The sequence below is a fragment of the Cryobacterium sp. TMT1-19 genome (genome assembly GCF_004403055.1).
In the GTDB taxonomy this organism is placed as follows: Bacteria; Actinomycetota; Actinomycetes; order Actinomycetales; family Microbacteriaceae; genus Cryobacterium; species Cryobacterium sandaracinum.
Map to the genome: position 1 here is coordinate 103,520 of NZ_SOHB01000010.1, position 26,211 is coordinate 129,730.

Annotated in this window: 22 protein-coding genes; all 22 read left to right on the plus strand. The window is 68.3% G+C overall.

Translation table 11 applies throughout. The features are described 5' to 3' along the window. Window positions 1-40: 40 nt before the first annotated feature. The 22 genes from rpoZ to E3T40_RS02915 all read left to right on the plus strand — a co-directional run bounded on the left by rpoZ (window position 41) and on the right by E3T40_RS02915 (window position 26,210). On the plus strand, window positions 41-298 hold the full coding sequence (gene rpoZ, locus E3T40_RS02810; RefSeq protein ID WP_104100518.1) for a DNA-directed RNA polymerase subunit omega: 258 nt from the start codon (window positions 41-43) through the stop codon (window positions 296-298). A gap of 20 nt (window positions 299-318) precedes the next feature. After that, a complete protein-coding gene (gene coaBC / locus E3T40_RS02815) occupies window positions 319-1,533 on the plus strand; it encodes a bifunctional phosphopantothenoylcysteine decarboxylase/phosphopantothenate--cysteine ligase CoaBC (protein ID WP_134542612.1) in 1,215 nt (404 codons plus the stop codon). Between the two features lie 185 nt (window positions 1,534-1,718). Continuing rightward, window positions 1,719-2,912 carry a methionine adenosyltransferase gene (metK, locus tag E3T40_RS02820; RefSeq protein WP_104171008.1) on the plus strand — a complete coding sequence of 398 codons (1,194 nt, stop codon included), beginning with the start codon at window positions 1,719-1,721 and terminating at the stop codon, window positions 2,910-2,912. Between the two features lie 19 nt (window positions 2,913-2,931). Next, window positions 2,932-5,022 carry a primosomal protein N' gene (locus E3T40_RS02825; RefSeq protein WP_134542613.1) on the plus strand — a complete coding sequence of 697 codons (2,091 nt, stop codon included), beginning with the start codon at window positions 2,932-2,934 and terminating at the stop codon, window positions 5,020-5,022. Then, window positions 5,023-5,940 (plus strand): methionyl-tRNA formyltransferase, encoded by a 918-nt coding sequence (fmt, locus tag E3T40_RS02830; RefSeq protein WP_104100522.1) that lies wholly within the window; start codon window positions 5,023-5,025, stop codon window positions 5,938-5,940. It begins immediately after the preceding gene. Beyond that, a complete protein-coding gene (locus tag E3T40_RS02835) occupies window positions 5,937-7,385 on the plus strand; it encodes an RsmB/NOP family class I SAM-dependent RNA methyltransferase (protein WP_104194875.1) in 1,449 nt (482 codons plus the stop codon). The genes fmt and E3T40_RS02835 overlap by 4 nt, the downstream gene beginning before the upstream one ends. Window positions 7,386-8,129: 744 nt before the next feature. Further along, window positions 8,130-8,798 (plus strand): ribulose-phosphate 3-epimerase, encoded by a 669-nt coding sequence (rpe, locus tag E3T40_RS02840; RefSeq protein ID WP_104171005.1) that lies wholly within the window; start codon window positions 8,130-8,132, stop codon window positions 8,796-8,798. Window positions 8,799-8,810: 12 nt separating this feature from the next. Next, a complete protein-coding gene (locus E3T40_RS02845) occupies window positions 8,811-9,074 on the plus strand; it encodes a phosphoribosyl-ATP diphosphatase (protein ID WP_104171004.1) in 264 nt (87 codons plus the stop codon). Window positions 9,075-9,152: 78 nt separating this feature from the next. Then, window positions 9,153-9,992, plus strand: a complete 840-nt coding sequence (hisG, locus tag E3T40_RS02850; protein WP_104194874.1) for an ATP phosphoribosyltransferase — start codon at window positions 9,153-9,155, stop codon at window positions 9,990-9,992. 51 nt (window positions 9,993-10,043) lie between these two features. Next, window positions 10,044-10,805 (plus strand): imidazole glycerol phosphate synthase subunit HisF, encoded by a 762-nt coding sequence (gene hisF / locus E3T40_RS02855; protein WP_134342454.1) that lies wholly within the window; start codon window positions 10,044-10,046, stop codon window positions 10,803-10,805. Window positions 10,806-10,843: 38 nt separating this feature from the next. Beyond that, window positions 10,844-11,263, plus strand: a complete 420-nt coding sequence (hisI, locus tag E3T40_RS02860; RefSeq protein ID WP_104171001.1) for a phosphoribosyl-AMP cyclohydrolase — start codon at window positions 10,844-10,846, stop codon at window positions 11,261-11,263. Between the two features lie 2 nt (window positions 11,264-11,265). Beyond that, complete coding sequence (locus tag E3T40_RS02865) at window positions 11,266-12,807, plus strand: anthranilate synthase component I (RefSeq protein ID WP_134342453.1); 1,542 nt, start codon at window positions 11,266-11,268, stop codon at window positions 12,805-12,807. Continuing rightward, window positions 12,808-13,464, plus strand: coding sequence for a Trp biosynthesis-associated membrane protein (locus tag E3T40_RS02870; RefSeq protein WP_241976773.1), 657 nt, complete (start codon window positions 12,808-12,810; stop codon window positions 13,462-13,464). A 100-nt stretch (window positions 13,465-13,564) separates the two neighbouring features. Continuing rightward, window positions 13,565-13,789, plus strand: a complete 225-nt coding sequence (locus tag E3T40_RS02875; RefSeq protein WP_104100531.1) for a DUF6704 family protein — start codon at window positions 13,565-13,567, stop codon at window positions 13,787-13,789. A 4-nt stretch (window positions 13,790-13,793) separates the two neighbouring features. Beyond that, complete coding sequence (gene trpC / locus E3T40_RS02880) at window positions 13,794-14,564, plus strand: indole-3-glycerol phosphate synthase TrpC (protein ID WP_104194870.1); 771 nt, start codon at window positions 13,794-13,796, stop codon at window positions 14,562-14,564. Continuing rightward, complete coding sequence (trpB, locus tag E3T40_RS02885; RefSeq protein WP_104170997.1) at window positions 14,565-15,782, plus strand: tryptophan synthase subunit beta; 1,218 nt, start codon at window positions 14,565-14,567, stop codon at window positions 15,780-15,782. Beyond that, window positions 15,779-16,615, plus strand: a complete 837-nt coding sequence (trpA, locus tag E3T40_RS02890) for a tryptophan synthase subunit alpha (protein WP_134542614.1) — start codon at window positions 15,779-15,781, stop codon at window positions 16,613-16,615. The genes trpB and trpA overlap by 4 nt, the downstream gene beginning before the upstream one ends. Before the next feature lie 72 nt (window positions 16,616-16,687). Next, complete coding sequence (gene lgt, locus E3T40_RS02895) at window positions 16,688-17,683, plus strand: prolipoprotein diacylglyceryl transferase (RefSeq protein WP_104194868.1); 996 nt, start codon at window positions 16,688-16,690, stop codon at window positions 17,681-17,683. Window positions 17,684-17,806: 123 nt separating this feature from the next. After that, complete coding sequence (gene gltB, locus E3T40_RS02900) at window positions 17,807-22,384, plus strand: glutamate synthase large subunit (protein ID WP_134542615.1); 4,578 nt, start codon at window positions 17,807-17,809, stop codon at window positions 22,382-22,384. Next, the gene (locus E3T40_RS02905; RefSeq protein ID WP_104170993.1) at window positions 22,377-23,834 is read left to right on the plus strand and encodes a glutamate synthase subunit beta; all 1,458 of its coding nucleotides are present in this window, start codon (window positions 22,377-22,379) and stop codon (window positions 23,832-23,834) included. The genes gltB and E3T40_RS02905 overlap by 8 nt, the downstream gene beginning before the upstream one ends. Before the next feature lie 110 nt (window positions 23,835-23,944). Next, window positions 23,945-25,390: a pyruvate kinase gene (gene pyk, locus E3T40_RS02910; RefSeq protein WP_104170992.1), complete on the plus strand. Its 1,446-nt coding sequence runs from the start codon at window positions 23,945-23,947 to the stop codon at window positions 25,388-25,390. A 325-nt stretch (window positions 25,391-25,715) separates the two neighbouring features. Beyond that, window positions 25,716-26,210, plus strand: coding sequence for a hypothetical protein (locus tag E3T40_RS02915; protein WP_104170991.1), 495 nt, complete (start codon window positions 25,716-25,718; stop codon window positions 26,208-26,210). Window position 26,211: the final 1 nt, after the last annotated feature.

Here is a 26,211-nt window from a genome sequence, read left to right on the forward strand (position 1 = left end):
CGCGTCCCGCAGCACAAACCGCTCTGAAGGAGTGACACCAATGGCTACCAAGCTCACTGGCATCATTGACCCGCCCATCGACGACCTGCTCACCAAGGCCGACTCCAAGTACGCCCTCGTGGTCTTCGCGTCCAAGCGCGCGCGTCAGATCAACGACTATTATGCGGACCTGCACGAAGGCAGCCTCTTCGACAATGTCGGCCCGCTCGTCGACTCGACCGTCGACGACAAGCCGCTGTCCGTCGCCCTCCGCGAGATCAACGAAGACAAGCTCACCTCCCGCCCCATCGCCGAGTAACGCACCCACAAGCGCGCAGGATGTCGTCAGGTCGCACGATCGTCGTCGGGATAACCGGCGGCATTGCTGCCTACAAGGCCGTGAACGTCGTGCGCGCTTTCGTGTTGCGGGGGGACTGCGTGCACGTCGTGGCGACAACGGCGGCGCTGCGATTCGTCGGCAAGCCCACCCTGGAGGCCATCTCCCGCAACCCCGTGCACACGGATCTCTATGAGGGCGTCGCCGAGGTGCGGCACGTGGCCATCGGCCAATCCGCCGACCTGATCGTCGTGGCCCCGGCCACCGCGAACACCATCGCGAAGCTCGCCACCGGCCTCGCCGACGACCTGCTCGGCAACACCATCCTGGCCAGCACCGCCCCGCTCGTGATCGCCCCGGCGATGCACACGGAGATGTGGAACAACGCGGCCACGGTCGCCAATGTGGCCACCCTCCGCGCCCGCGGCGTCATCGTCGTCGGACCGGGGGTCGGCCAGCTCACCGGCGCCGACACCGGAGCCGGCCGGATGGAAGAGCCCGACACCATCGTCGCCGCGGCCCTCGCCGCCCTTGCCGCGGCCGACCGCACCGATGGGCCAGGCGCCGACCTGGTCGGCAAGCACGTCGTAATTACCGCTGGCGGCACTCGCGAGCCCCTCGACCCCGTGCGCTTCCTCGGCAACCGTTCCAGCGGCAAGCAGGGGGTCGCCCTGGCGCAGGCCGCCCTGGCTCGGGGTGCGTCCGTGACCCTAATCGCCGCGAACCTCGAGGTTGCCGCACCAACAGCGGCGGAACTGCGGCTCGTGGGCACCGCGCTCGAGCTCGAGGCGGCCGTCACGGATGCCGCCGCCGGGGCCGACGCCGTGATCATGGCGGCCGCGGTCGCCGACTACCGGCCGGTGCAGGTGAGCGCCGGCAAGATCAAGAAAGACGAGACCGGCGACACCCTGCTGCTCGAACTGACCCGCAACCCCGATATCCTCGCCGGGCTCGCCCGGACGAAGCGGACGGGCCAGGTACTGATCGGGTTCGCCGCGGAGACGGAGCCGGATCCGGTTCGCCTGCTTGTACTCGGCCGCGAGAAAATGGCACGCAAGGGCTGCGACTTCCTGGTGGTCAACCGTGTGGGCTGGGCGGAGGGTTTCGCCTCGGACCGTAACGCGATCACGGTGCTCGATCACGACGGAGATATAGTGTGTCAGGTCTCCGGAACCAAAATGTCGGTGGCCGGGCGCATCCTTGACCTGATCGGCTGAGACCGCTCGGGCATCCGGTCACCTGGGTTGCCGTTGCCGTTGCCGTTGCCGTCGCCGGCAAGGGCAGGGTCTCCGCCGCTTCCCGACCGGCACGACCGGGTACCCGGTCGGCTCGGCCCGGTCTCAGCGGGGAATTTTCCACGTTCATTTCTTTTACACGTTGTTCTGCAACAGAGACGGGCCAGATGCGCGATCTACGCCTTTTCACTTCGGAGTCGGTAACCGAAGGTCACCCCGACAAGATCTGCGACCAGATCTCCGACAGCATTCTGGACGCGCTCCTGACGGAAGACCCGCACAGCCGGGTCGCCGTCGAGACCCTCGTCACCACCGGTCTCGTACACGTCGCCGGCGAGGTCACGACCGAGGCCTACGTCGAGATCCCCTCAATCGTGCGCAAGTGCATCACCGATATCGGCTACGACTCTTCGGACGTCTGGTTCGACGGCCGCTCCTGCGGCGTGGAGATCTCCATCGGCGGCCAGTCGCCCGACATCGCGCAGGGCGTGGACAACGCCTTCGAGCGTCGGGAAGAGTCCAGCGTCGAGGACTTCGACCGCCAGGGCGCCGGCGACCAGGGCATCATGTTCGGATACGCCACCCGGGAGACCCCTCAGCTGATGCCGATCCCGATCTGGATCGCACACCGCCTCGCCGAACGCCTCGCCGAGGTGCGCAAGTCCGGCGAACTCGACTACCTCCGGCCCGACGGCAAGACCCAGGTCACCATCGGCTACGACGGCATCACGCCGCGCTCGGTCGAGACCGTCGTGCTGTCGACCCAGCACTCGCCGAAGGTGTCCAACGAGCAGCTGCGCGCGGAGGTCGAGGAACTCGTCATCCGCCCGGTGCTCGACCGCGTGGAACTGGACTCGTCTGAACTGAATACGCTGATCAACCCGACCGGGCGGTTCGAGATCGGCGGCCCTCAGGGCGACGCCGGCCTCACCGGGCGCAAGATCATCATCGACACCTACGGCGGTTCCAGCCGGCACGGCGGGGGCGCGTTCAGCGGCAAGGACCCGTCGAAGGTTGACCGCTCCGCAGCATACGCGATGCGCTGGGTGGCCAAGAACGCCGTGGCCGCCGGGCTGGCCGACCGTCTCGAGATTCAGGTGGCCTACGCCATCGGCAAGGCCTCGCCCGTCGGGCTCTACGTGGAGACCTTCGGCACCGGGGTGATGGCCGACCGGGACATCACCGCGGCGATCCGCGCGGTCTTCGACCTGCGCCCGGCCGCGATCATCCATTCCCTTGACCTGCTGCGCCCGATCTACGCGCAGACCGCCGTCTACGGCCACTTCGGCCGCGAGCTTCCCGACTTCACCTGGGAGCGCCTCGACCGGGTCGACGAGCTGAGAAGCGCTGCCGGACTGTGACCGGGCAGGCGCAGCGCCGATGACCCGCTCCGGCCTCGTGGCCCGGGTGCTCATCGACTCGCCGCTGCCGCAGCTCGACCACCTGTTCGATTACAGCATTCCCGACGAGCTTGCCGGCATCGCCCGGCCCGGCGTGCGCGTGCGGGTGCCGCTGCGCTCGGCCGGTCGCGTCGCCGACGGATACCTGATCGAGGTGCTGGGTGCGGCCGAGAGGCGCGGTGCGGTCGGACCGGCCGCAGGCCCGGAGGCGCTGCCGGGTCTCGAGGCTGGCACCGAATTCCGGGGCGCGCTCAGCCCGATCGAGAGCGTGGTCTCCGCCGCCCAGGTGCTCACCCCCGAGGTCTGGGAGCTCGCCCGTCGGGTCGCCGACCGGGCCTCGGGGAACGCGAGCGACATCATCCGTCTCGCCGTGCCCCCGCGCCAGGTGCGGGTGGAGAAGGCCTGGCTGGCGGCGCGAGCAGCGGATGCTTCCGCCCCGGCCGACGGGACGGCCGGTGCTGCCACCGTGGCCGAGCCTGGCGATGTGGCCGACCCCGCCACCCCCGCCGGGCCGGCCTGTGCCGATTACCCGGCCGGCACCCTCGACACGGCCGTCGCCACGGGGGCGCGCCTCTGCGTGGCCGCGGTGCCCGAGCTGCAACGGCTGCCGGACGGGCAGACCATCGGGAAGTGGGCGATCACCCTGGCCGAGCTCGCGGTAGCCGGCCTGGCCGCCGGGCGGAGCGCCATCCTCGTCGTGCCGGACTACCGCGACCAGGACCAGCTTCAGGCCGCCCTCGACCTGCTGGCCCCGGCCGACTCGGTCAGCCGCGTCGATGCACGCCAGCCCAACCCGGAACGCTATCGGGCCTTCCTGGCCGCCCTCGCCCCGGAACCCCGGATCGTGCTCGGCAATCGGTCGGCCGTCTACGCGCCGGCCCACGACCTCGGTCTGATCGCGCTCTTCGACGATGGCGACCCGCTGCACGGCGAACCGCTCAGCCCCTACGCGCACTCCCGCGACGCCGCGCTCGTGCGCCAGGGCCAGTCCGGCTGCGCCCTCGTATTCCTCGGCCACACCCGCACCGTCGAGGTGCAGCGCCTGGTCGAGCTGGGCTGGCTCACTGCGGTGCACCCCGCGCAGAACCGGCATCCGCGGATCATCCCCACCGACTTCCAGTCCGAGCCCGACCAGCAGGCCCGCGCCGCGCGCATCCCGACGGCCGCGTGGCGGGCCGCCAAGGAGGCGCTGGCCCACGGCCCCGTGCTGGTGCAGGTGGCCAGCCCCGGCTACGCCCCGATGCTCGCCTGCCAGAGTTGCAAGAAGGCCGCCCGCTGCACCACCTGTCAGGGGCCGCTCGCTTTGGCCTCCAAGGACTCCACCCCGTCGTGTCGCTGGTGCGGGGCGCTGGCCGCCAACTGGAGCTGCACGCACTGCGAGGGGCGCGCCCTGCGGGTCGTCACCCTCGGCACCGGGCGAACCGCCGAAGAACTCGGCCGGGCGTTCCCCGGCGCGCGCATTATCGTCGCCGACGGCGACCATCCGCTGCAGCACCTCGGCGACGCCCCGGCCCTGGTGATCGCCACCCGCGGCGCGGAGCCCATCCCGACGGGTGGGTACCGAGCCATCCTGCTGCTCGACGGCGAACGGATGCTCGCCCGGGAATCCCTGCGGGTCGGGGAGGACTGCCTGCGCTGGTGGTCCAACGCCGCATCCCTGGCGGCCCCGGGTGCCGCTGTGGTCCTGGTCGGCGTGGGCGGGCTCGTCGCCCGGGCGCTGAACTCCTGGCAGCCCGAGATGCTCGCCGCGTCGGAACTGGCCGATCGCCGCCAACTGCGATTCCCGCCCGCAGTGCGTGCGGCATCCGTCACCGGCACCGACGCCGACGTCGCCCTGGCCCTGGCAGAGCTGGCCGGGATGGACGGCGTCGATGTACTCGGCCCGGTCACCACGGAAAACCCCCTGGTGCGTGCGATCGTGCGGCTGCCCTATGCCAGCGGTGACGCCGTGGCCCGTGCGCTCAAGGCCGCGGTCGTGCGCAATGCCGCCCGCCGCCGGCGCCCGAAGGGGGCGGCCTTCCGCCCCGCGCCTACACTCAAAGTACGATTCGATGACCCGGAGCTGCTCTAAATGAAACTCGTCTTCGCCGGCACGCCGCAGGCGGCCGTGCCCAGCCTGGGCGCCCTGGCTCAGTCCCACCACGACCTCGCGGCCGTGATCACCCGGGCGGATGCCCCGTTCGGCCGCAAACGCGTGCTCACCCCCTCGCCGCTCGCGCGAGCCGCTGTCGAGAACGGGCTGCACGTGATCAAGGCCAATCGCCTCGACGAGGCCGCGACCGTGGAAATCGCCGCACTGCGACCCGACCTCGGCGTCATCGTCGCCTACGGCGGGCTCGTGCGCGAACCGCTCCTGTCGGTGCCCCGGCTCGGCTGGATCAACCTGCACTTCTCCCTGCTCCCGCGCTGGCGCGGCGCCGCTCCCGTGCAGCGCGCACTCATGGCCGGCGACGAGCAGACTGGCGCCGCCGTATTCCAGCTGGTTCCGGAACTCGACGCGGGCGCCGTGTTCGCGCAACTGACGCGGGCGATCGTCGAGGACGACACCGCGGGCAGCCTGTTGCGGGCGCTCAGCGACAGCGGCGCGCGCCTGCTGCTGCAGGTGATCGACGCCCTCGAAGCCGGCGGCGTCCAGGCGACCCCGCAGTCCGGTCCGGTCACCCTGGCCCCCAAGCTGACTCTCGCGGATGCCCGTATCGACTGGTCCGAACCGGCCGTCTCGGTGCGCAACCGGGTGCGCGGGGTCACCCCGGAGCCGGGCGCGTTCACGGTGCTCGGCGACGCCCGCCTCAAACTCCAGGGCGTTGCCCTGACCCAGGGATCCGAGCCGCAACCGGCCGGTCTGATCCGTGAGATCGACAAGAAAGTGCTGATTGGAACGGGGACCGAGCCGCTCGAGCTGGTCACCGTGCAACCGGCCGGAAAGACACAGATGAAGGCAATCGACTGGTGGCGCGGAGTGAATTGGACGGAGGTGGTCGCCTCATGAGCGACGACCGTCGCCAGGGGCGAAAGAACGACGTCCGTGCTCAGGGCGGCCGCGGCCTGGAGCGCCCGCAGACCGACTTCGTGCAGCCGGCCCGGCGGGTGGCCTACGAGGTCATCGCCGCCGTGCGGGAATCAGACGCCTACGCGAACCTGCTGCTGCCCAGCCGCATCAAGCGGGCGGCGCTCAGCACCGCGGATGCCGCATTGGCCACCGAGCTGACCTACGGCACCCTGCGCATGCAGGGCTTCTACGACCGGGTGATCGCCGACGCGGCCGGTCGGCCCGTCACCGCGATCGACCCAGCCATCCTGGACGTGCTACGTCTCGGTGCGCACCAGTTGCTCGCCACCCGGGTGGCCACCCACGCCGCCGTGAACGAGTCTGTCGAACTCGCCCGTCAGGTGGGCTCCCACGCCGCCACCGGCTTCACCAACGGGGTGCTGCGCACCATCTCCCGCTCCAGCGCCGACGAGTGGCGCGAACGCGTGCTCACCGAAGCCACCAGTGATGATGACCGCCTTGCCGCGGAGCACTCACACCCGATCTGGGTGGTGCGGGCGTTCCGGCAGTCGCTGCGCCTCGAGGGCCGAGAGACCGAGCTCGAGGAGCTGCTGTCGGCCGACAATGCCGCGCCCAAGGTGAACATGGTCATTCTGCCCGGCCTCAGCAACACCGAAGACACCGACGGTCTCGGCGTTGCCAACGACTTCTCGCCCATCGGTTTTGTGCTGGCCGGCGGCGACCCCGTGCACCTGATGCAGGACAGCGGCGGACGCCTCCGAGTGCAGGACGAGGGATCCCAGTTGGCGGCCCTCACGCTCAGTCGGGCCCGCCCGGTTGCGCCGGGGGAGCGTTGGCTCGACCTGTGCGCGGGCCCCGGCGGCAAGGCCTCCCTGCTTGCCGCTGAGGCGCTGGCCGGCGGGGCCAGCCTCGTCGCCAACGAGCTCGTCCCGGCCCGGGCCGCCCTCGTGCGTAAGGCGCTGGCCGCCGTGCCCGGCGAGGTGCCCGTCTGGGAGGAGGACGGCACCCGGTTCGGAGACGATCATCCGAAGGAGTTCGACCGGATCCTGCTGGATGCTCCCTGCACCGGGCTCGGCGCGCTACGTCGGCGCCCGGAGGCCCGCTGGCGTAAGCAGCCCAAGGACGTCGCCGAGCTCTCCGATCTGCAGTCCGGGCTGATCCACGCGGCCCTTGGCGCGCTCAAGCCGGGCGGGGTGCTGGCCTACGTCACCTGCTCACCGCACATCGCGGAGACTCGCGGGATCGTGGCCACCGCGCTCAAGAAATGGGAGGGCCGTGTGCGCACTCTCGACACGGCATCCGTGCTGCAGGGGCTGAGCAGCTCCGAGCTCGATCTGCCCGGCGACGGGGGCAGCGTGCAACTGTGGCCGCATCGGCACGGCACTGACGCTATGTTCATCACCCTGCTCGAGCGCACGGAGTAGCCCGCGCACCCGGACCCGGCGCATTCCTGCCCTGCGCATTCGTGCCCTGCGCATTCGGGCCCCGGCCTCGACCCAATCTGACGGAGATTCTGGCTCCCCTGGTTCTTCCGTGAGCATGGCCCGGCCGTGCCCGCGCGTGTGGCTAAGGCAGGACATCCGTCGCGCGCGTTCACCGGTTCCGCGAATCAGTGCGGCACCGGGGTAGATATCCGACCCGGCCGGCGGGATCTCCTGAGTTGACCACGACACTCGCGAATGCGCAGCGGTTCTTGTGCGGGCGGGGCGAGTGTCCGGCCCGCCCGACGGCATCCGGTGGATGCGTCGTTCCTGCGGCCGCGGCTCTGCCTCGGCCAGCCGGCATGCGGGCGGGCCGGCGTCGCCCCGGCCGCGCCCGCGCGCCGCGTGGCCAACTCAGGACATCCGTCGTCCGGGCTGCCCAGCCGCCGCGGACGAGTACGGGACTACTGCGGATGCCGGTGTAGCCGGACGGATCTCCTGCGTAAGCCACAACGCGCGCCGGATCTGCGGCAGGGCTTGTGAGGTCCAGGCACCCAAATCCTTTTCCGTCGCAGCCCGAACGAATTCGACGGAGATTCTGGTTGAAAACTACTTTTTTGAAAGGTTCTAGGCCCATTTCGGCAAAATCTCCGTCGAATTCGTTCGGGACGGGATCGCTCCAGGGCCTTGGACTCGACCGGCATGGGACTTTCGAGCCGCCGGGGCTCGCCGCAGTAGGGTGAAGGCATGGTCACCCGGATTAACCCCAGCATCCTCGCCGCCGACTTCGCCAATCTCGAACGGGACCTGGGGCGCATCCGCACCGCCGACCTGGTGCACGTCGACATCATGGACAACCATTTTGTACCGAATCTGACGTTCGGACCGCCCGTCGTCGACCGCCTCGCCCAAGTCTCCCCGCTGCCCTTCGACCTGCACCTGATGATCGAGAACCCGGAGCGTTGGGCGCTCGGCTACGCCGAAGTCGGCGCGTTCTCGGTCACCTTCCACGCGGAGGCCACGACCAACCCGGTCGGCCTGGCCCGCAAGCTGCGCTCGATCGGCGCCCGGGCCGGCATCGCCCTCAAGCCCGGCACGGCCATCGAGCCCTACCTCGAGCTTCTGCCCGAATTCGACCAGGTGCTCGTGATGACCGTCGAACCCGGCTTCGGGGGGCAGAGCTTCATGCCCTCCACCATGCGCAAGCTCCGCACCCTGTCGGAGGCCGTGAAGAAGTCCGGCCTGGACGTCTGGCTGCAGGTCGACGGCGGCATCACCGAGGACACCATCGTCATCGCCGCCGAGGCCGGGGCGAACACGTTCGTCGCCGGCTCCAGCGTGTTCAACTCCGCGGACCCGGCGAAGCAGATCGCCCTGTTGCGCGCCGCCGCGACCGAACACCAGCACGCGCACTAGTACCCTAGTCAGGTGAAGACTTTTGACGACCTGTTCGCTGAACTGAGCGACAAAGCACGGACCCGCCCCGACGGCTCGGGGACCGTGCGCGAACTCGACGCCGGCGTACATGCCATCGGCAAGAAGATCGTCGAAGAAGCCGCTGAGGTCTGGATGGCCGCCGAGTTCCAGAGCGACGACGAAACCGCCGCCGAGATGAGCCAGCTGCTGTACCACGTGCAGGTGATGATGCTGGCGAAGGGGCTGACCCTCGCCGACCTGTACCGCCATCTGTGACGCGTCATCAGAGAGACTCCACCCGGTTGACCCCGTGAGACCTGTTTGCCAGAACCTGAAGACGCAGAGAGTGCCCAAATGCTGAGAATTGCCGTGCCCAATAAGGGCTCGTTGTCCGAAACCGCCGCGCAGATGCTGTTCGAGGCCGGCTACACCGGCCGCCGCGACCCGCGCGACCTCGTCGTCGCCGACCCCCGCAACGACGTGGAGTTCTTCTACTTGCGTCCCCGCGACATCGCCACCTATGTGGGCTCCGGAGCCCTCGACGTGGGAATCACCGGGCGCGACCTGCTGCTCGACTCGGGCTCCACCGCCCAGGAGATCGCCAGCCTCGACTTCGGCGACTCCACCTTCCGCTTCGCCGGCCCCGCAGGCCGCTTCACCGACCTGGCCGACCTGTCCGGCCATCGCGTCGCCACCAGCTACCCCGGACTGGTCGAGGCCTTCCTCGCCGAGCACGACGTCAGCGTGACACTGGTCACCCTCGACGGCGCGGTCGAGTCCGCCGTTCAGCTCGGCGTGGCGGATGCCGTCGCCGACGTCGTCTCCACCGGCTCTACTCTGCGCAAGGCCGGCCTCGAGATCTTCGGCCCGGTCATCCTGCAGTCCACGGCCGTGCTGATCAGCTCCGAGAACGACAAGCCCGGCATCGCGACCCTCCTGCGCCGCTTGCAGGGCGTGCTCGTGGCCCGCCAGTACGTGCTGATGGACTACGACATCCCGCAGACGCTCCTCGACGACGCCTGCCTGCTGGCGCCCGGCATCGAGTCGCCCACCGTATCGTCCCTGCACGACCCGGAATGGGTTGCCGTGCGTGTGATGATCCCGCGCCTGAACACGAACCATGTCATGGACGCCCTCTACGAGCTCGGGGCGCGCGCCATCCTGATCAGCTCCATTCACAACGCCCGCTTGTAACGGGCTGACCGGCGGTACCCAGATGCGGCGACACACAATGGAGGCACAATCGTGAGTCTTTCGGTGCGGGTCATACCCTGCCTCGACGTGGCCGACGGCCGCGTGGTCAAGGGCGTGAACTTCCAGAATCTGCGAGACGCGGGCGATCCGGTCGAACTCGCCCGCCGGTATTACGAGCAGGGAGCCGACGAACTCACCTTCCTCGATGTGACCGCCACGGTGGACAACCGTGCCACCACCTATGACGTCGTGCGCGCCACCGCAGAGCAGGTCTTCATCCCGCTTACGGTGGGCGGCGGCATCCGCACGGTCGAGGACGTGTCCCGGCTGCAGGCCAGTGGTGCCGACAAGGTCGGAGTCAACAGCGCCGCCATCAAGCGGCCCGCCCTGATCGGCGAGATCGCCGACCGGTTCGGCTCCCAGGTGCTCGTGCTCTCGCTTGATGTGAAGCGCAGCGGGCGCACCGAGTCCGGCTTCGTCGTCACCACCCACGGTGGCCGCACCGAAACCGACCTGGACGCTCTCGCCTGGGCGCAGACGGCCATCGGGCTGGGGGTCGGCGAGCTGCTCGTCAACTCCATCGACGCCGACGGCACGAAGGCGGGCTTCGACGTCGAACTCATCACGCTGATGCGTGCCCTGAGCACCGTTCCGGTGATCGCCTCCGGCGGCGCCGGCCGGGTCGAGGATTTTCCCCCGGCCATCGCGGCGGGGGCGGATGCCGTGCTCGCGGCATCCGTGTTCCACAGCGGCCAGCTGACCGTCGGCGACATCAAGGCGGAGCTCCGGCACGCCGGAATGCCCGTGCGCTGATGATGCTGTGCCTTACCCGACCCGAAACGGCTCCGTAAATGACCGATGTACTCTCCACCCTCGACGACGCCCTGGCCAGGGCCGTCTTCAACTCCGACGGCCTGCTGCCGGCGGTGATCCAGCAGTGGGACACCGGTGAGGTGCTCATGCTCGGTTGGATGAACCGGGAAGCGCTGCGCCGCACGCTCACCGAGGGGCGCGTGACGTTTTGGTCGCGCAGTCGCCAGGAATTCTGGCGCAAGGGCGACATCTCCGGCCACGGCCAGTATGTGAAGTCCGCCGCGCTCGACTGTGACGCGGACACCCTCCTGGTGCAGGCGGACCAGGTCGGAGCAGCCTGCCACACCGGCTCCCGCACCTGTTTCGACGGGCGCGGCATCGAGGTCGTGACCGGCGCCCGCCCCGCGGCACCCGACGTGGCAGCAGACCGGGCAACCACCCAAAAACCGAAGGACTGACCATGGCACCGAACAGCTCCGGCCCAGCCCCGACGACCACCGCCGGGCAGTTCGCGCTCCAGATCGACGACCACCGGGTGTTCCCCGTGGTGCGCGAACTCTTCGCCGACGGCGAAACCCCGGTGGGCATCTACCGCAAGCTCGCTGCCGGCCAGCCCGGTAGCTTTCTCCTCGAGTCCGCCGAGCAGGGCGGCATTTGGTCGCGGTTCTCGTTCGTGGGCGTGTCCTCGTTCGGCGTGCTCACCCAGCAGGGCGACGAGACCCGCTGGCTCGACTATGGCCTCTCGGCTGAGCGCGCCCTCGGCGACGCCACCGGCCTCGGCCCGCTGGCGGCTCTCGCGGCCCTCCACGAACGCTGGGAAACCCCGCGGATGCCCGGCCACCCACCCCTGACCGGCGGCCTCGTCGGATTCATCGGCTGGGAGGCGATCCGCCAGATCGAGCGCCTGCCGAATCGCCCGCCGGCGGACTACGACGTGCCGGGCCAGGCCTTCAGCTTCGTGGCCGACCTCGTCGTGATCGACCACAAATTCGGCACCGTGCAGCTCATTGCCAACGTTCTGAACGACGGCCACGACGAACCGGATGCCCTCTGGGCCGCCGCCCAGGACCGGCTCGACGCCCTGCAGTCTCGCCTGGCCGAGCCCTCCGAGACCTGGCTCGCAGAGGTCGACCTCGCCACGCCCGCCTCCCCGACGAACCGCACCCGACGTGAGGACTTCCTCGCCGCTGTCGACGTCGCCAAGGAGCACATCGTCGACGGTGACGTGTTCCAGGTGGTCGTCTCCCAGCGGTTCGACCAGGAGTGCACGGCGGACCCCATCGACGTCTACCGGGTGCTGCGCAGCCTCAACCCGTCGCCCTACATGTACCTGCTGAGCCTGGAATCGCCGGAGAAGGAGACTTACTGGATCGTGGGCTCCTCCCCGGAGGCCTTGGTGAAGGTGCAGAACGAACGCGTGTTCACGCATCCGATCGCGGGCTCGAAGCCGCGCGGCACGACCCCGGAGGCCGACGCCGACTTCGAAGCCGAGCTCGCGGGTGACGCCAAGGAACGCGCCGAGCATCTGATGCTCGTGGACCTGGCCCGCAACGACCTGCTCAAGGTGTGTGCACCCGGCTCGGTCGAGGTGACCGAGTTCATGCGCATCGAGCGGTTCAGCCACATCATGCACCTCGTCTCCTCGGTGGAGGGGAACCTGCTGCCGGGCCGGTCCGCGATCGACGTCTTCCGCGCCACGTTCCCGGCCGGCACTCTCTCCGGGGCCCCGAAACCGCGCGCCCTCGAGATCATCGACGCGCTCGAGCCCGCGCAGCGCGGCGTGTACGGGGGGGTGGTCGGCTACTTCGGGTTCGCCGGGGACGCGGACCTGGCCATCGCCATTCGGACCGCAACGATCATGAATGGCGTCGCCCGCGTGCAGGCCGGCGGCGGCCTCGTCGCGGACTCCGACCCGGCGTCGGAATACCAGGAGTCGCAGAACAAGGCCGCGGCGCCCCTTCGCGCAGTCGCGGTCGCGAACGCCATGAAGCGGGTGCGCTAGGTGGCATCCGCACGGCGCCTCAAGCTCGGGCACATCCTCGTGATGCTGGCGGCCAGCGGTCTGGCCCTGCTGGCCTGGACCCAGGTCTGGGTGAACGTCATCGTGGAGCAGTCCGGCTCGGCTGTGCACAGCCTCGAGGTGTCCGGCTCCACGGCCGCCCCCGGGGTGACAGCCCTTGCCCTCGCCGGACTGGCCCTCGCCGGTGCCCTGAGCATCGCCGGTCCCGGCATCCGGGTGGTCCTCGGCCTGCTTCAGGTTCTGCTCGGCTTCTCCGTGTGCCTTTCGGCTATTTTGGCCGTCACCGATCCGGCGGCGGCCAGTGCCGGCGCGGTCACCGATGCCACCGGAATCTCCGGCGCAGACTCGGTCGTCGACGCCGTCGCCTCAGCGGCCGTGACCCCGTGGCCGTTCATCGCGCTGCTCGCCGGCGTGGTCATGGGCGGCGCCGGGGTCGGGGTGCTCGTCACGTCCCGGCGTTGGCCCGGACCGACGTCCCGCTACCAGGCCGTGCGATTCGAAGCGGCCGAGTCGGCCGAGTCGGCCGAGGCGACGGATGCCGGCGATTCCGACGCCGCGGACGTTTCCGCACCCGAACGTGACGCCATCGACGACTGGGACGGGCTGAGCCGCGGCGAAGACCCTACCACCCCGCAGTGAATCGAGACCTGATTCCCGGTTTCACCTGGTGCGCTGGGGAGGCCGGGGAACCGTGGGGCCGCTAGACTTGACTTGTCCGTCAGCGCACAAGAGGAGAATCATGAGCTTTGAATCGGTAGACCCAGGTGAAGGCCATTCGATCGCGGCCTGGACCGCCGTCACCATCATGCTTCTCGCCGTCGCGATCGGCACCGTTGCCTTCTTTCTGGTGATCCCTTGGCTCGTCTGGGCATCCGTCGGCCTGCTGGTGGTTGGCCTGCTGGTCGGCCGGATCCTCGCCAAAATCGGTTACGGCGTAGCCGATACGGCTCACCTGGGCCACTAGTCGAGTGCTGTCTGATCTTCTAGCCGGGGCCGTCGCCGACGCTGAACTTCGTCGGGCCGCCCGTCCGTTCGCCATCGTCGAGGCAACCGCTCTCGACCAAACTCCCGCGATCGATGCCCTGGCGGTGCTCGCACCCGCCGATCAGGTCAAGATCATCGCGGAGGTCAAGCGCGCCAGCCCGTCCCGGGGCACCCTGGCCGAGATTTCGGACCCTGCCGCCCTCGCCGTCTCCTACGAGTTCGGCGGCGCCAGCGCGATCAGCGTGCTCACCGAAGGTCGCAAGTTCCTCGGCTCCCTGTCAGACCTCGAGCAAGTGCGATCCGCCGTGCGCATCCCGGTGCTGCGTAAAGACTTCATCGGCTTGCCGTACCAGGTCTTCGAGGCCAGGGCGGCAGGTGCCGACATGGTTCTGCTCATCGTCGCCGCACTCGACCAGACCACCCTGGTCTCCCTGCACGACCTCGTGCGCCAGCTCGGCATGACCGCGCTGGTCGAGACCCATAGCGCCGAGGAGGTCGACCGTGCCCTGGCCATTGGCGCAAGCCTCGTCGGGGTAAACGCCCGCGACCTGTCCACGTTCCAACTCGATCAGGACCTGTTCGGCAGGCTCGCGGACCGGATCCCCTCGGGCGTCGTCCGCGTCGCCGAATCGGCCGTCAAGACCGCCGCCGACGTGGCGCACTACCGCGCCGCCGGCGCCGACATCGTGCTCGTCGGCGAGGCCCTCGTCACAAACGATCCCATCCGAACCCTCTCCGAATTCCTGGCGGTTTAAATGTCAACGTCCCTCAGAACAGAAGCAGGCCCGTACTTCGGCGACTTCGGCGGGAGGTTCGTGCCGGAGTCCCTCGTGGCTGCCCTCGACGAGCTGACCGACGAGTACGCTCTGGCACGGCAGGACCCGGCCTTCGCGGCCGAATTGATGGAATTGCACCGGAGCTACACCGGGCGCCCGTCCATCATCACCGAGGTGCCCCGGTTCGCCGCGCACGCCGGCGGTGCCCGCATCATCCTCAAGCGGGAAGACCTCAACCACACCGGCTCGCACAAAATCAACAATGTGCTCGGCCAGGCTCTTCTCACCAAGCGCATCGGCAAGTCCCGCGTCATCGCCGAGACGGGCGCCGGGCAGCATGGCGTGGCGGCCGCGACGGCCGCCGCCCTGTTCGGGCTCGACTGCGTCGTCTACATGGGCGAGGTCGACACGGAGCGCCAGGCCCTGAATGTGGCCCGGATGCGACTGCTCGGCGCCGAGGTCGTGCCGGTCAAGACCGGGTCCCGCACCCTGAAAGACGCCATCAACGACGCCATGCGTGACTGGGTCACCAACGTTGAGACCACCAACTACATCTTCGGTACCGTCGCCGGGCCGCATCCGTTTCCGGCCATGGTGCGCGACTTCCAGAAGATCATCGGCGAGGAGGCCCGCCAGCAGGTGCTGGACCTCACCGGCCGCCTCCCCGACGCGGTCACCGCCTGCGTCGGCGGTGGTTCGAACGCCATGGGTATCTTCCACGCGTTCCTCGACGACCCGGAGGTGGCCCTGGTCGGCTACGAGGCCGGCGGTGACGGCGCGGAGACCCTGCGCCATGCGGCGACGATCACCAAGGGGCGCCCCGGCATCCTGCACGGCGCCCGCAGCTTCCTGCTGCAGGACGAAGACGGTCAGACCGTGGAGTCGCACTCCATTTCTGCGGGTCTGGACTACCCGGGGGTGGGCCCGGAACATGCGTGGCTCGCCAGTATCGGCCGGGCCACCTACCTGCCGGTCACCGATGACGAGGCGATGAGCGCCCTCCGGCTGCTCAGCCGCACGGAGGGCATCATCCCCGCCATCGAGTCGGCGCACGCCCTCGCCGGCACCTTGGACCTCGGCAAGAAGCTCGGACCTGACGCCACCATCCTGGTAAACCTCAGCGGACGCGGCGACAAGGACATGGAAACCGCGGGTCGGTACTTCGACCTGCTCGACAAGGGCGCGGAACAGTCATGAGCACGGAAACAGGTACGGGCCCCACGACCGGAACGACGAGCACGGTCGAGGCGACAATCGCCCGTCGCCGCTCCGAGGGCGGCGGTGCTCTGATCGGCTACCTGCCCGTCGGGTTCCCCACCCTGACCGAGAGCATCGACGCGGCCGTGGCACTCGCGCAGAACGGTGTCGACGTCATCGAGCTGGGCCTGCCGTACACCGATCCCGTCATGGACGGGCCAGTGATCCAGGCGGCCACCCAGCAGGCTCTGTCCAACGGCTTCCGGCTGCGGCACGGGATCGAGGCCGTCGCGGCGATCACTGCCCAGGTGAACGTGCCCGTTCTGGTCATGACCTACTGGAACCCGATCATGCAGTACGGCGTGGACCGGTTCGCCGATGACCTGCTCGCGGCGGGAGGCGCCGGGCTGATCACGCCCGACCTCATCCCCGACGACGCGGCCGCCTGGGTGGGAGCCAGCACGCGAACCGGACTCGACCGTGTCTTCCTCGCCGCCCCGTCGTCGTCCGACGCCCGGCTGCGTCAGGCAGTGGACGCCAGCCGCGGCTTCGTCTACGCGGCCTCCACCATGGGAATCACCGGCGCCCGTGGCGACGTGGACTCCGCCGCGCGGGTGCTCGTCGACCGCCTCCGCGCCGTCGGATCCACCAGCGCGTGCGTCGGACTCGGTATCTCCACCCCGGAGCAGGTGCGGGAGATCCTCGCCTACGCCGATGGCGCCATCGTCGGTTCCGCCCTGGTCAAGGCACTGTCCGACGGGGGAGTGCCGGCCCTGGCCGCCCTCACCCGTGACCTCGCGGCCAGTGCCCGGGATCTGCGCCCCGCCGTCTGATCCCCGCCATCGAAGCACCCCAAAGCTAAGGTAAGTTGACCGAGGCGGTCACGGGGCCTCCCCGGCGCCACGATGAAAGGTAGTCCCCAGGTGTCTTTTCTTCTGAGCATCCCGAGCCCGAGCCCCGAATGGAGCTCGTTCACCCTCGGCCCGTTCACCATCCACGCCTACGCCCTCTGCATTCTGGCAGGGATCATCGCCGCCACCGTCATGACGAGCCGCCGACTGTCTGCGCGCGGCGGCGAGCCGGGCGTGGTGCTGGACATCATCCTGTGGGCCGTTCCGCTCGGCATCGTCGGCGCGCGCTTCTACCATGTGTTCACGCACCCCTCCGACTACTTCTTCGAGGGTGCCAACCCTCTCGAGGTGTTCGCCATTTGGAACGGCGGCAACGCCATCTTCGGAGCGCTCCTGGGCGGGGCCGTCGGCGCTTACATCGGCTGCCGCATCTCGGGCATCCGGTTCTGGGCCTTCGCGGACGCCCTGGCACCGGGGATGCTCGTGGCGCAGGCCATGGGCCGTCTCGGCAACTGGTTCAACGAGGAGCTCTTCGGTCTGCCGACCGACCTGCCCTGGGGCCTCGAGGTTTCCGCGGCGAACCCGGCCCTCCCGATCGGACTTCCCCCCGAAACGCTGTTTCACCCAACCTTCCTCTACGAGATGATCTGGAACGTGGTCGGCGTCGTCCTGATCCTCGCGATCGAACGCAAGGTCGCGCTCCGCTGGGGCAAGGCCTTCGGCGTCTACCTGATCTGGTATGGCCTCGGCCGCAGCTTCTTCGAATCGATCCGGGTCGACCCGAGCGAGATGTTCTTCGGCCTCCGCACCAATGTGTGGGCCGCTTTCGCCGCCATCCTGCTCGGAATCATCCTGATCGTCGTGCAGAGCAAGCGCCACACGGGCCTGCCCGCGAGCGTGTACATTCCCGGCCGCGAGTGGAAGGGGCCCGACGCTGAGGTAGAATCTAATGAGTTTGATTCGGACCCCGAGGATCACGGTGATGAGGCCGTCGGTCCCGCCGGATCAGACGACGTTGCAGCCACAAGCACCAGCAACTCGCGCCTTTAGGCTCAGGTTGACTCCAACCTGTTCCACGGCTTGTGACCCGGTATGACGGGCCGCCGCGCACATGTCTACCTGAGCGGGCCAGCGTCGTCCCCACTCGCCAGTTATTTTTGTGAGGACGGTCCAATGCCGCAAACACCCCTCTTCTCGCGCTTCAGCGCAGTGCCGAAGCCGCAGGGCCTGTACAACCCGGCCGATGAGCGCGATGCCTGCGGCCTCGCCATGGTTGCCACGCTTCGGGGCACCGCCGGGCACGACATCATCACCCTCGCCCTCGACGCGCTGCGCAACCTCGAGCACCGCGGTGCGGTCGGATCGGATGCCGGCACCGGAGACGGCGCGGGCATCATCACTCAGGTTCCCGACGAGTTCCTGCGGTCGGTCACCGATTTCGCCCTGCCCACGGCGGGCTGCTACGCCGTCGGAAATGTGTTCCTGCCGATCGATCCCACCAAGCGCAGCGGCATCAAGCGCCAGATCAACCGGATCGCCCTCGAAGAGGGACTGGTGATCCTCGGCTGGCGCGAAGTTCCCGTGCGCCCCGACGAGGTCGGCACCCTGGCGCGCGCGGCCATGCCGGCCATCCAGCAACTGTTCGTGCAGAGCGCCCGCACGACCGAGGCCGGCGACACGCTCGGCGACATCGCGCTGGACCGCCAGGCCGTCAGGCTGCGGAAGCGTGCCGAACGCGAGCTGGAGATCTACTTCGCCTCACTGTCCTGTCGCACCGTGGTCTACAAGGGTATGGTCACGACGCTTCAGCTGGAGCCGTTCTACCCGGACCTGTCCGATCCGCGCTTCGTCTCCAAGCTCGCCCTTGTGCACTCCCGCTACTCCACCAACACGTTCCCGTCCTGGCCGCTCGCGCAGCCGTTCCGCATGATCGCGCACAACGGCGAGATCAACACGGTTCAGGGCAACCGCAACTGGATGCAGGCGCGCCAGTCGCAGCTCGAATCCGACCTGCTCGGCGACCTGGCGCCGCTGCTCCCGATCGTCACCCCCGGCGGCAGCGATTCGGCCTCGTTCGATGAGGTCGTTGAGCTGCTCAGCCTGTCGGGGCGTTCGCTCCCGCACGCCGTCATGATGATGGTGCCGGAGGCCTGGGAGAACCAGACCGACCTCGACGCCGAACGCCGTGCGTTCTACGAGTACCATTCCATGCTGATGGAGCCGTGGGACGGCCCGGCCGCGATCGTGTTCACCGACGGATCCCTCGTCGGCGCCACCCTCGACCGCAACGGGCTGCGCCCCGGCCGCTACCTCATCACCGACGACGGCCTCGTCGTGCTCGCCAGCGAGATCGGGGTACTCGACATCGACCCCAACCGGGTGGTGCGCAAGGGCCGCCTGCGTCCCGGCAAGATGTTTCTGGTCGACACGGTCGCCGGACGCCTGATCGAAGACGACGAGATCAAGGCCGACCTCGCGGCCAGCGAGCCGTGGGGAACCTGGCTGGACGCCGGGCGCATCAACCTCAAGGATCTGCCCGAGCGGGAGCACATCGTTCACCCGCCGGCATCCGTCGTGCGCCGCCAGCGCACCTTCGGCTACACCGAGGAGGAGGTGCGCATCCTGCTCGCGCCGATGGCTCGCCTCGGCGGGGAACCGCTCGGCGCGATGGGCTCCGACACCCCCATCGCCGTGCTCAGCGACCGACCCCGGCTGCTCTTCGACTACTTCACGCAGCAGTTCGCCCAGGTGACCAACCCGCCGCTCGACTCGATCCGCGAGGAAGTTGTCACGTCCCTCAAGCTCGGGCTCGGTCCGGAACGCAACCTCCTCTCGGTGGGCCCCGAGCACGCCCGGCAGGTCGTGCTCGACTTCCCCGTGATCGACAACGACGAGTTGGCGAAGATCCAGCACATCGACACCGCACCGGGCAGCCGCACCACCAGGACCATTCGCGGGCTCTACCGGTTCGAAGACGGGCCGGACGCCCTCGAGGCCCGCATCAAGGAGATGTGCGCCGAGGCCGACGCCGCCATCGACGACGGCGCGATGTTCCTCGTCCTGTCCGACCGGGATTCCAACAAGGACCTGGCCCCGATCCCGTCGCTGCTGATGATTGCCGCGGTTCACCACCACCTGATCCGCACCGAGAACCGCATGAAGGTCGGCATCGTGGTCGAGGCCGGCGATGTGCGCGAGGTGCACCACGTCGCCCTCCTGATCGGCTACGGCGCATCCGCCGTGAACCCGTACCTTGCGATGGAAACGTGCGAGGATTTGGTGCGCAGTGGCTACATCACGACCGTCACGCCCGAACAGGCCGTGCGCAACGTGATCAAGGCCCTCGGCAAGGGCGTGCTCAAGATCATGTCCAAGATGGGGATCTCGACCGTCTCCTCCTACGCCGGCGCGCAGACCTTCGAGGCCGTGGGACTGAGCCAGGAATTCATCGACCAGTACTTCACCGGCACCACGAGCAAGCTCGGCGGCATCGGGATCGAGGTGGTCGCGGCCGAGAATGAGGCCCGGCACCGGGCCGCCTACCCCGAGGATGCCGCGGTCACCGCGCACGAACGCCTCGCGACCGGAGGTGAGTACCAGTGGCGCCGCGACGGGTCTCCGCACCTGTTCAACCCGGACACCATTTTCCGGCTTCAGCACTCCACCCGCACGCGCAGCTACGACATCTTCCGCGAGTACACGAAACTCGTCGACGACCAGGCGACGAGCCTGATGACGCTGCGCGGCATGTTCACCTTCACCACCGGCAAGCGCCACCCCGTGCCGCTGGACGAGGTGGAACCGATCTCCTCGATCGTGAAGCGCTTCGCGACGGGGGCGATGAGCTACGGATCGATCTCCGCCGAGGCGCACGAGACCCTCGCCATCGCAATGAACCGCCTCGGCGGCAAGTCCAACACTGGTGAGGGTGGAGAAGACCTTAACCGTCTGCTCGACCCGGAGCGACGCAGCGCCGTCAAGCAGGTGGCATCCGGCCGGTTCGGTGTGACCAGCATGTACTTGTCCCACGCCGACGACATCCAGATCAAGCTGGCGCAGGGAGCCAAGCCCGGCGAGGGCGGCCAGCTGCCGCCCACGAAGGTCTACCCGTGGATCGCCCGCACCCGGCACGCGACCGCCGGCGTCGGCCTGATCTCGCCGCCCCCGCACCACGATATCTACTCGATCGAAGACCTCAAACAGTTGATCTTCGACCTGAAGCGGGCGAATCCGGCCGCGCGCATCCACACCAAGCTGGTCAGCCAGTCCGGTATCGGCGCGGTCGCCGCCGGAGTGGCCAAGGCCCTGTCCGACGTCATTCTCATCTCCGGTCACGACGGCGGAACCGGCGCGAGCCCGCTCAACTCCCTCAAGCACGCGGGGACCCCCTGGGAACTCGGCCTGGCCGAAACGCAGCAGACCCTGATGCTCAACGGGATGCGCGACCGGGTCGTGCTGCAGGTCGACGGCCAGTTGAAGACCGGCCGTGACGTCATCATCGGAGCGTTGCTCGGCGCCGAGGAGTTCGGCTTCGCGACCGCCCCGCTGATCGTGGAGGGCTGCGTCATGATGCGCGTCTGCCACCTGGACACCTGCCCCGTCGGGGTGGCCACCCAGAATCCCGAGCTGCGCAAACGTTTCACTGGCAAGGCCGAGCACGTGATCAACTTCTTCGAGTTCATCGCTCAGGAGGTGCGCGAGTACCTCGCCGAGCTCGGATTCCGCAGCCTCGACGAGGCCATCGGCCACCGGGAGGTGCTCGACGTCAACGGGGCGCTTACGCACTGGAAGGCCTCGGGACTCGACCTGTCGCCCGTCCTCGTCGGTCCGGACTTCTCCGCGGGGGAGCCCCGGCAGTCCGGTCGCCCTCAGGAGCACGAACTCGAGCTCCACTTCGACAACGAACTGATCCGGCAGAGCGCCAGTGTGCTTGAACACGGTGGGCAGGTCTCGATCTCCCTGCCCATCCGAAACACCGAGCGGGCCGTGGGCACCATGCTCGGCCACGAGGTCACCGTGCGCCACGGCGAGAACGGGCTGCCGTCCGGTTCCATCGACGTCACCCTCACCGGCAGCGCCGGACAGTCCTTCGGCGCGTTCCTGCCGAGCGGCATCATCCTGCGGCTCGAGGGTGACTCCAACGACTACGTCGGCAAGGGTCTCTCCGGTGGCCAGATCACCGTGCGACCCGACCGGGGCAGCCTGTTCCCGGCCGAGCAGAACGTGATCGCCGGTAACGTCATCGGCTACGGCGCGACCCAGGGCAGCATGTTCATCCGCGGCATCGTGGGCGAACGCTTCCTGGTGCGCAACTCCGGGGCCACCGCCGTCGTCGAGGGCGTCGGAGATCACGCCCTCGAATACATGACCGGGGGACTGGCGGTCATCCTGGGCGAAACGGGGCGCAACCTGGGTGCCGGTATGTCTGGCGGAACCGCCTACGTCTACGGTCTTCGTACCGAGGATGTCAACCGGCAGGCCCTCGACTCCGGCGAACTTACACTTCTGCCGCTCGGCGGCGCGGACCGCGAGATCGTGCGCGACTTGCTCGGACAGCATCATGACCAGACCGAGTCCGCCCTGGCGGCCCGGCTGCTGGCCGATTTCGAGACCACCATGTCCACATTCGTCAAGGTGCTACCGCGCGACTACGCGGCCGTCCTGGCAACCAGGCAGACCGCCGTCGACGAGGGCCTCGACCCCGATGGCGTCGTCGTTTGGAACCGCATTCTGGAGGCAACCAATGGCTGATCCGAAAGGATTCCTCAAGACCACGGACCGGGAACTTCCGGCCCGCCGTCCCGTATCCGTTCGTCTGATGGACTGGAAAGAGGTCTACGAGCAGGGCGACGCGACGCAACTGAAACGCCAGGCCGGCCGCTGTATGGACTGCGGTGTGCCGTTCTGTCAGCAGGGTTGCCCGCTCGGCAACATCATTCCGGAATGGAACGACCTCACCTGGCGGGACGAGGGTCGACAGGCCATCGAACGTCTCCATGTCACCAACAACTTCCCGGAGTTCACCGGGCGCCTCTGCCCGGCACCCTGTGAGTCGGCCTGCGTTCTCGGAATCAGTCAGCCGCCGGTCACGATCAAGCAGGTTGAGGTCTCCATCATCGACCAGGCCTTCGCCAACGGATGGGTGCAGCCCCAGCCGCCCGGACGCCTCACCGGCAAGACGATCGCGGTCGTCGGCTCTGGCCCGGCCGGCCTCGCGGCCGCGCAGCAGCTCACGCGGGCCGGTCACACGGTGGCGGTCTTCGAGCGCGACGACCGGATCGGCGGGCTTTTGCGTTACGGCATCCCGGACTTCAAGATGGAGAAGAAGCACCTCGAGACCCGACTCGGCCAGATGACGGCCGAGGGGACCCGCTTCCGCGCAGGCGTCACCATCGGCGTCGACATCACCTGGGATGACCTCCGGGCCCGCTATGACGCTGTGGTGGTCGCCACGGGGGCCCTGGTACCCCGCGACCTGCCGATCCCCGGGCGCGACCTGCCCGGAGTGCACTTCGCCATGGAATACCTCGTGCAGCAGAACAGGGTCGGCGCCGGCGACACGGTCGACCAGCAGATCACCGCCGAGGGCAAGCACGTGGTCGTACTCGGCGGCGGCGACACCGGTGCCGACTGCATCGGTACCGCGCACCGCCAGGCCGCGGCATCCGTCACGAATCTCGCCATCGGCCGCCAACCGGGCACGGAACGGGCGGAACACCAGCCGTGGCCGCTGTCACCGACGCTGTTCGAGGTGTCGAGCGCCCACGAAGAGGGCGGCAACCGCGAGTACCTGGTGTCGACGGTGGAGTTCCTGGCCAACGAGGCGGGCGAGGTGCGCGCCATCCGCGTGGCCGAGACCGAATTCCGGGGCGGACGCCGGGTGCCCAAGGCCGGAACGGAGCGCGAGATCCCTGCGGATCTGGTTCTCCTGGCCATGGGCTTCACCGGTCCTGAATCACGCGAGCTGACCGACCAGCTGCACGTGCCGGTCGATGGGCGGAGTAATGTCGAGCGTGACGTTAATTACCAGACCAGCCATGAAGGCGTGTTCGTTGCTGGTGATGCCGGCCGTGGCCAGTCGCTCATCGTCTGGGCGATCGCCGAAGGTCGGGCTGCTGCGGCAGCCGTCGACAAATTCCTCGAAGGCGAGACGCAACTGCCTGCACCGGTCAAACCGACCGATCATGCCTTCGCAATCTGATTGGTCACTGATCCAGTGATTCGATTCCAAGAGATCCACCACCCCGTGGTCTCCCAACCATCAACAGAGAATATGCGCCGAAACAGCGCGGAAACCGGAGTTTTTTCAGAATGAGACGCGCCAAAATTGTCGCCACGCTCGGGCCGGCAGCAGCCAGCTACGATCAAATTCGTTCCCTTATCGATGCCGGTGTCGACGTCTGCCGGATGAACCTGAGCCACGGGGACTACCAGGTCCACGAGGGTGTTTATGCGAATGTACGCAAAGCAGCGAACGACTCCGGTCGTGCCGTCGCCGTAATGGTCGACCTGCAGGGACCGAAGATCCGTCTCGGAAAATTCGAAGGCGGCCCTTACGAACTGGCCCTCGGAGACATTTTTAAGATCACCACAGAAGAAATCCTGGGTACCAAGGAACTCTCCGGCACCACGTACAAGGGCCTGCCCCAGGACGTCAAGCCCGGCGACTTCCTGCTGATCGACGACGGCAAGGTCAAGGTCGAGGTGGTGGCCACGAACGACACCGTCGTGACGACCAAGGTGATCGTTGCCGGCCCCGTGTCGAACAACAAGGGCATCAACCTGCCCGGTGTCGCCGTCAACGTGCCGGCCCTGTCCGAAAAGGACGAGGCCGACCTGCGCTGGGGCCTCCGCCTCGGCACGGACCTGATCGCGCTGTCGTTCGTTCGGGACGCCGCCGACATCACCCGCGTGCACGAGATCATGGCCGAAGAAGGACGCCGCGTTCCCGTGATCGCGAAGATCGAGAAGCCGCAGGCCGTGGAGAACCTCGAGGGCATCGTCGACGCGTTCGACGCCATCATGGTGGCCCGTGGAGACCTGGGCGTGGAGCTGCCGCTCGAGGCCGTTCCGATCGTGCAGAAGCAGGCGGTCGAGCTCGCTCGTCGCATGGCCAAGCCGGTCATCGTGGCGACGCAGATGCTCGAGTCCATGATCCACAGCCCGGTGCCGACCCGCGCGGAGACGTCTGACGTCGCCAACGCCGTGCTCGACGGCGCGGATGCGGTCATGCTCAGTGGCGAGACCAGCGTCGGCGAATACCCCGTCGTCACGGTCCAGACGATGGCGCGGATTGTCGCGTCGACCGAGGACCACGGCCTGGAGCGTATCGTTCCGCTGACGAACAAGCCGCGTACCCAGGGCGGTGCGATTACCCTCGCCGCCATCGAGGTCGCCGAGTTCGTCGAAGCGAAGTTCCTGTGCATCTTCACGGAGTCCGGTGACTCGGCCCGACGGATGTCCCGGCTGCGGTCGAAGATCCCCATGCTGGCTTTCACCCCGGAGCCCGGTATCCGTCGTCGACTGGCCCTCACCTGGGGCATCCAGACCTACCTGGTCGACCGGGTCACCCACACGGACGCCATGTTCGGACAGGTGGATGACATCCTGCTGGGCCAGGGTCTGGCGCAGCTCGGTGACAAGGTCGTCGTTATCAGCGGTTCCCCTCCCGGAATCGCGGGTTCCACGAACGACATCCGTGTGCACCGCGTCGGCGATGCCCACAATGAAGTTCACCCGGCGTACGCGAAGAAGTAGCGCCGCGACGGAGAAAGCCCCGCCGCCCGGCTTCGGGTGGCGGGGCTTTCTCGTGCTGTCAAATCTGCGCGGCACATCCAAACGCCGTGATTCTGTGACCCACCGCCCCCGGGCGACACCCTGTTCCCCTTCAGTGTCGCCCATGAGGCTGTGCGCGTGAACACTCCGAACCGGAGCGCGACTGGACGGTCCGTGGCGTGCGCGGGTCCCCCGACCCGGTAGCGTGGACATGTCCAACCACATGTCAGGCTAGCACCTGTTGGACATGTCTAATGTCACGGTCCGGCGCCACGGGACAGCGGCGCACAGGGGGGGGGAGCAGGACGTGAACTACGAAGCACGCACCGAGCGGGCGCGCGAACTGGTGGCCACCCTCACCCTCCCGCGTCCGCTGACCGCCGCGACGCTGCACCGGTACATGGAAGGTCTGCGCGGCAAGGCGATCCTGATTCGTGCGGCGAGTCCGCGGCTCGTAGACTCCGGAGTCTGTGGGCTGTGGATCGAGGTCGCCGGGGAGAATTTCGAGCGCATCCACCATGCGCCGACGGACTCCGCCGTGCACCGCCAGCAGTTCATCAACCATGAGTTCGGCCACATGATCCTGCGGCATGAGAAGCAGCTGATGCCGGCCGAGCGGGTCGCGCTGCTCGCACCCCTCATCCCGCTCGACTCGATCGCGTACGCGCTGTCCCGCAGCAACTTCACCGACGAGCAGGAAGCCCTAGCCGAGGCGATCGGCGACCGGCTGGCCCTGATCATGCTCGGAGACAGCGCCGAAACGGCCAACGGCCCCCGAACCGGTTTCGGCCGGGTGCTGTAGT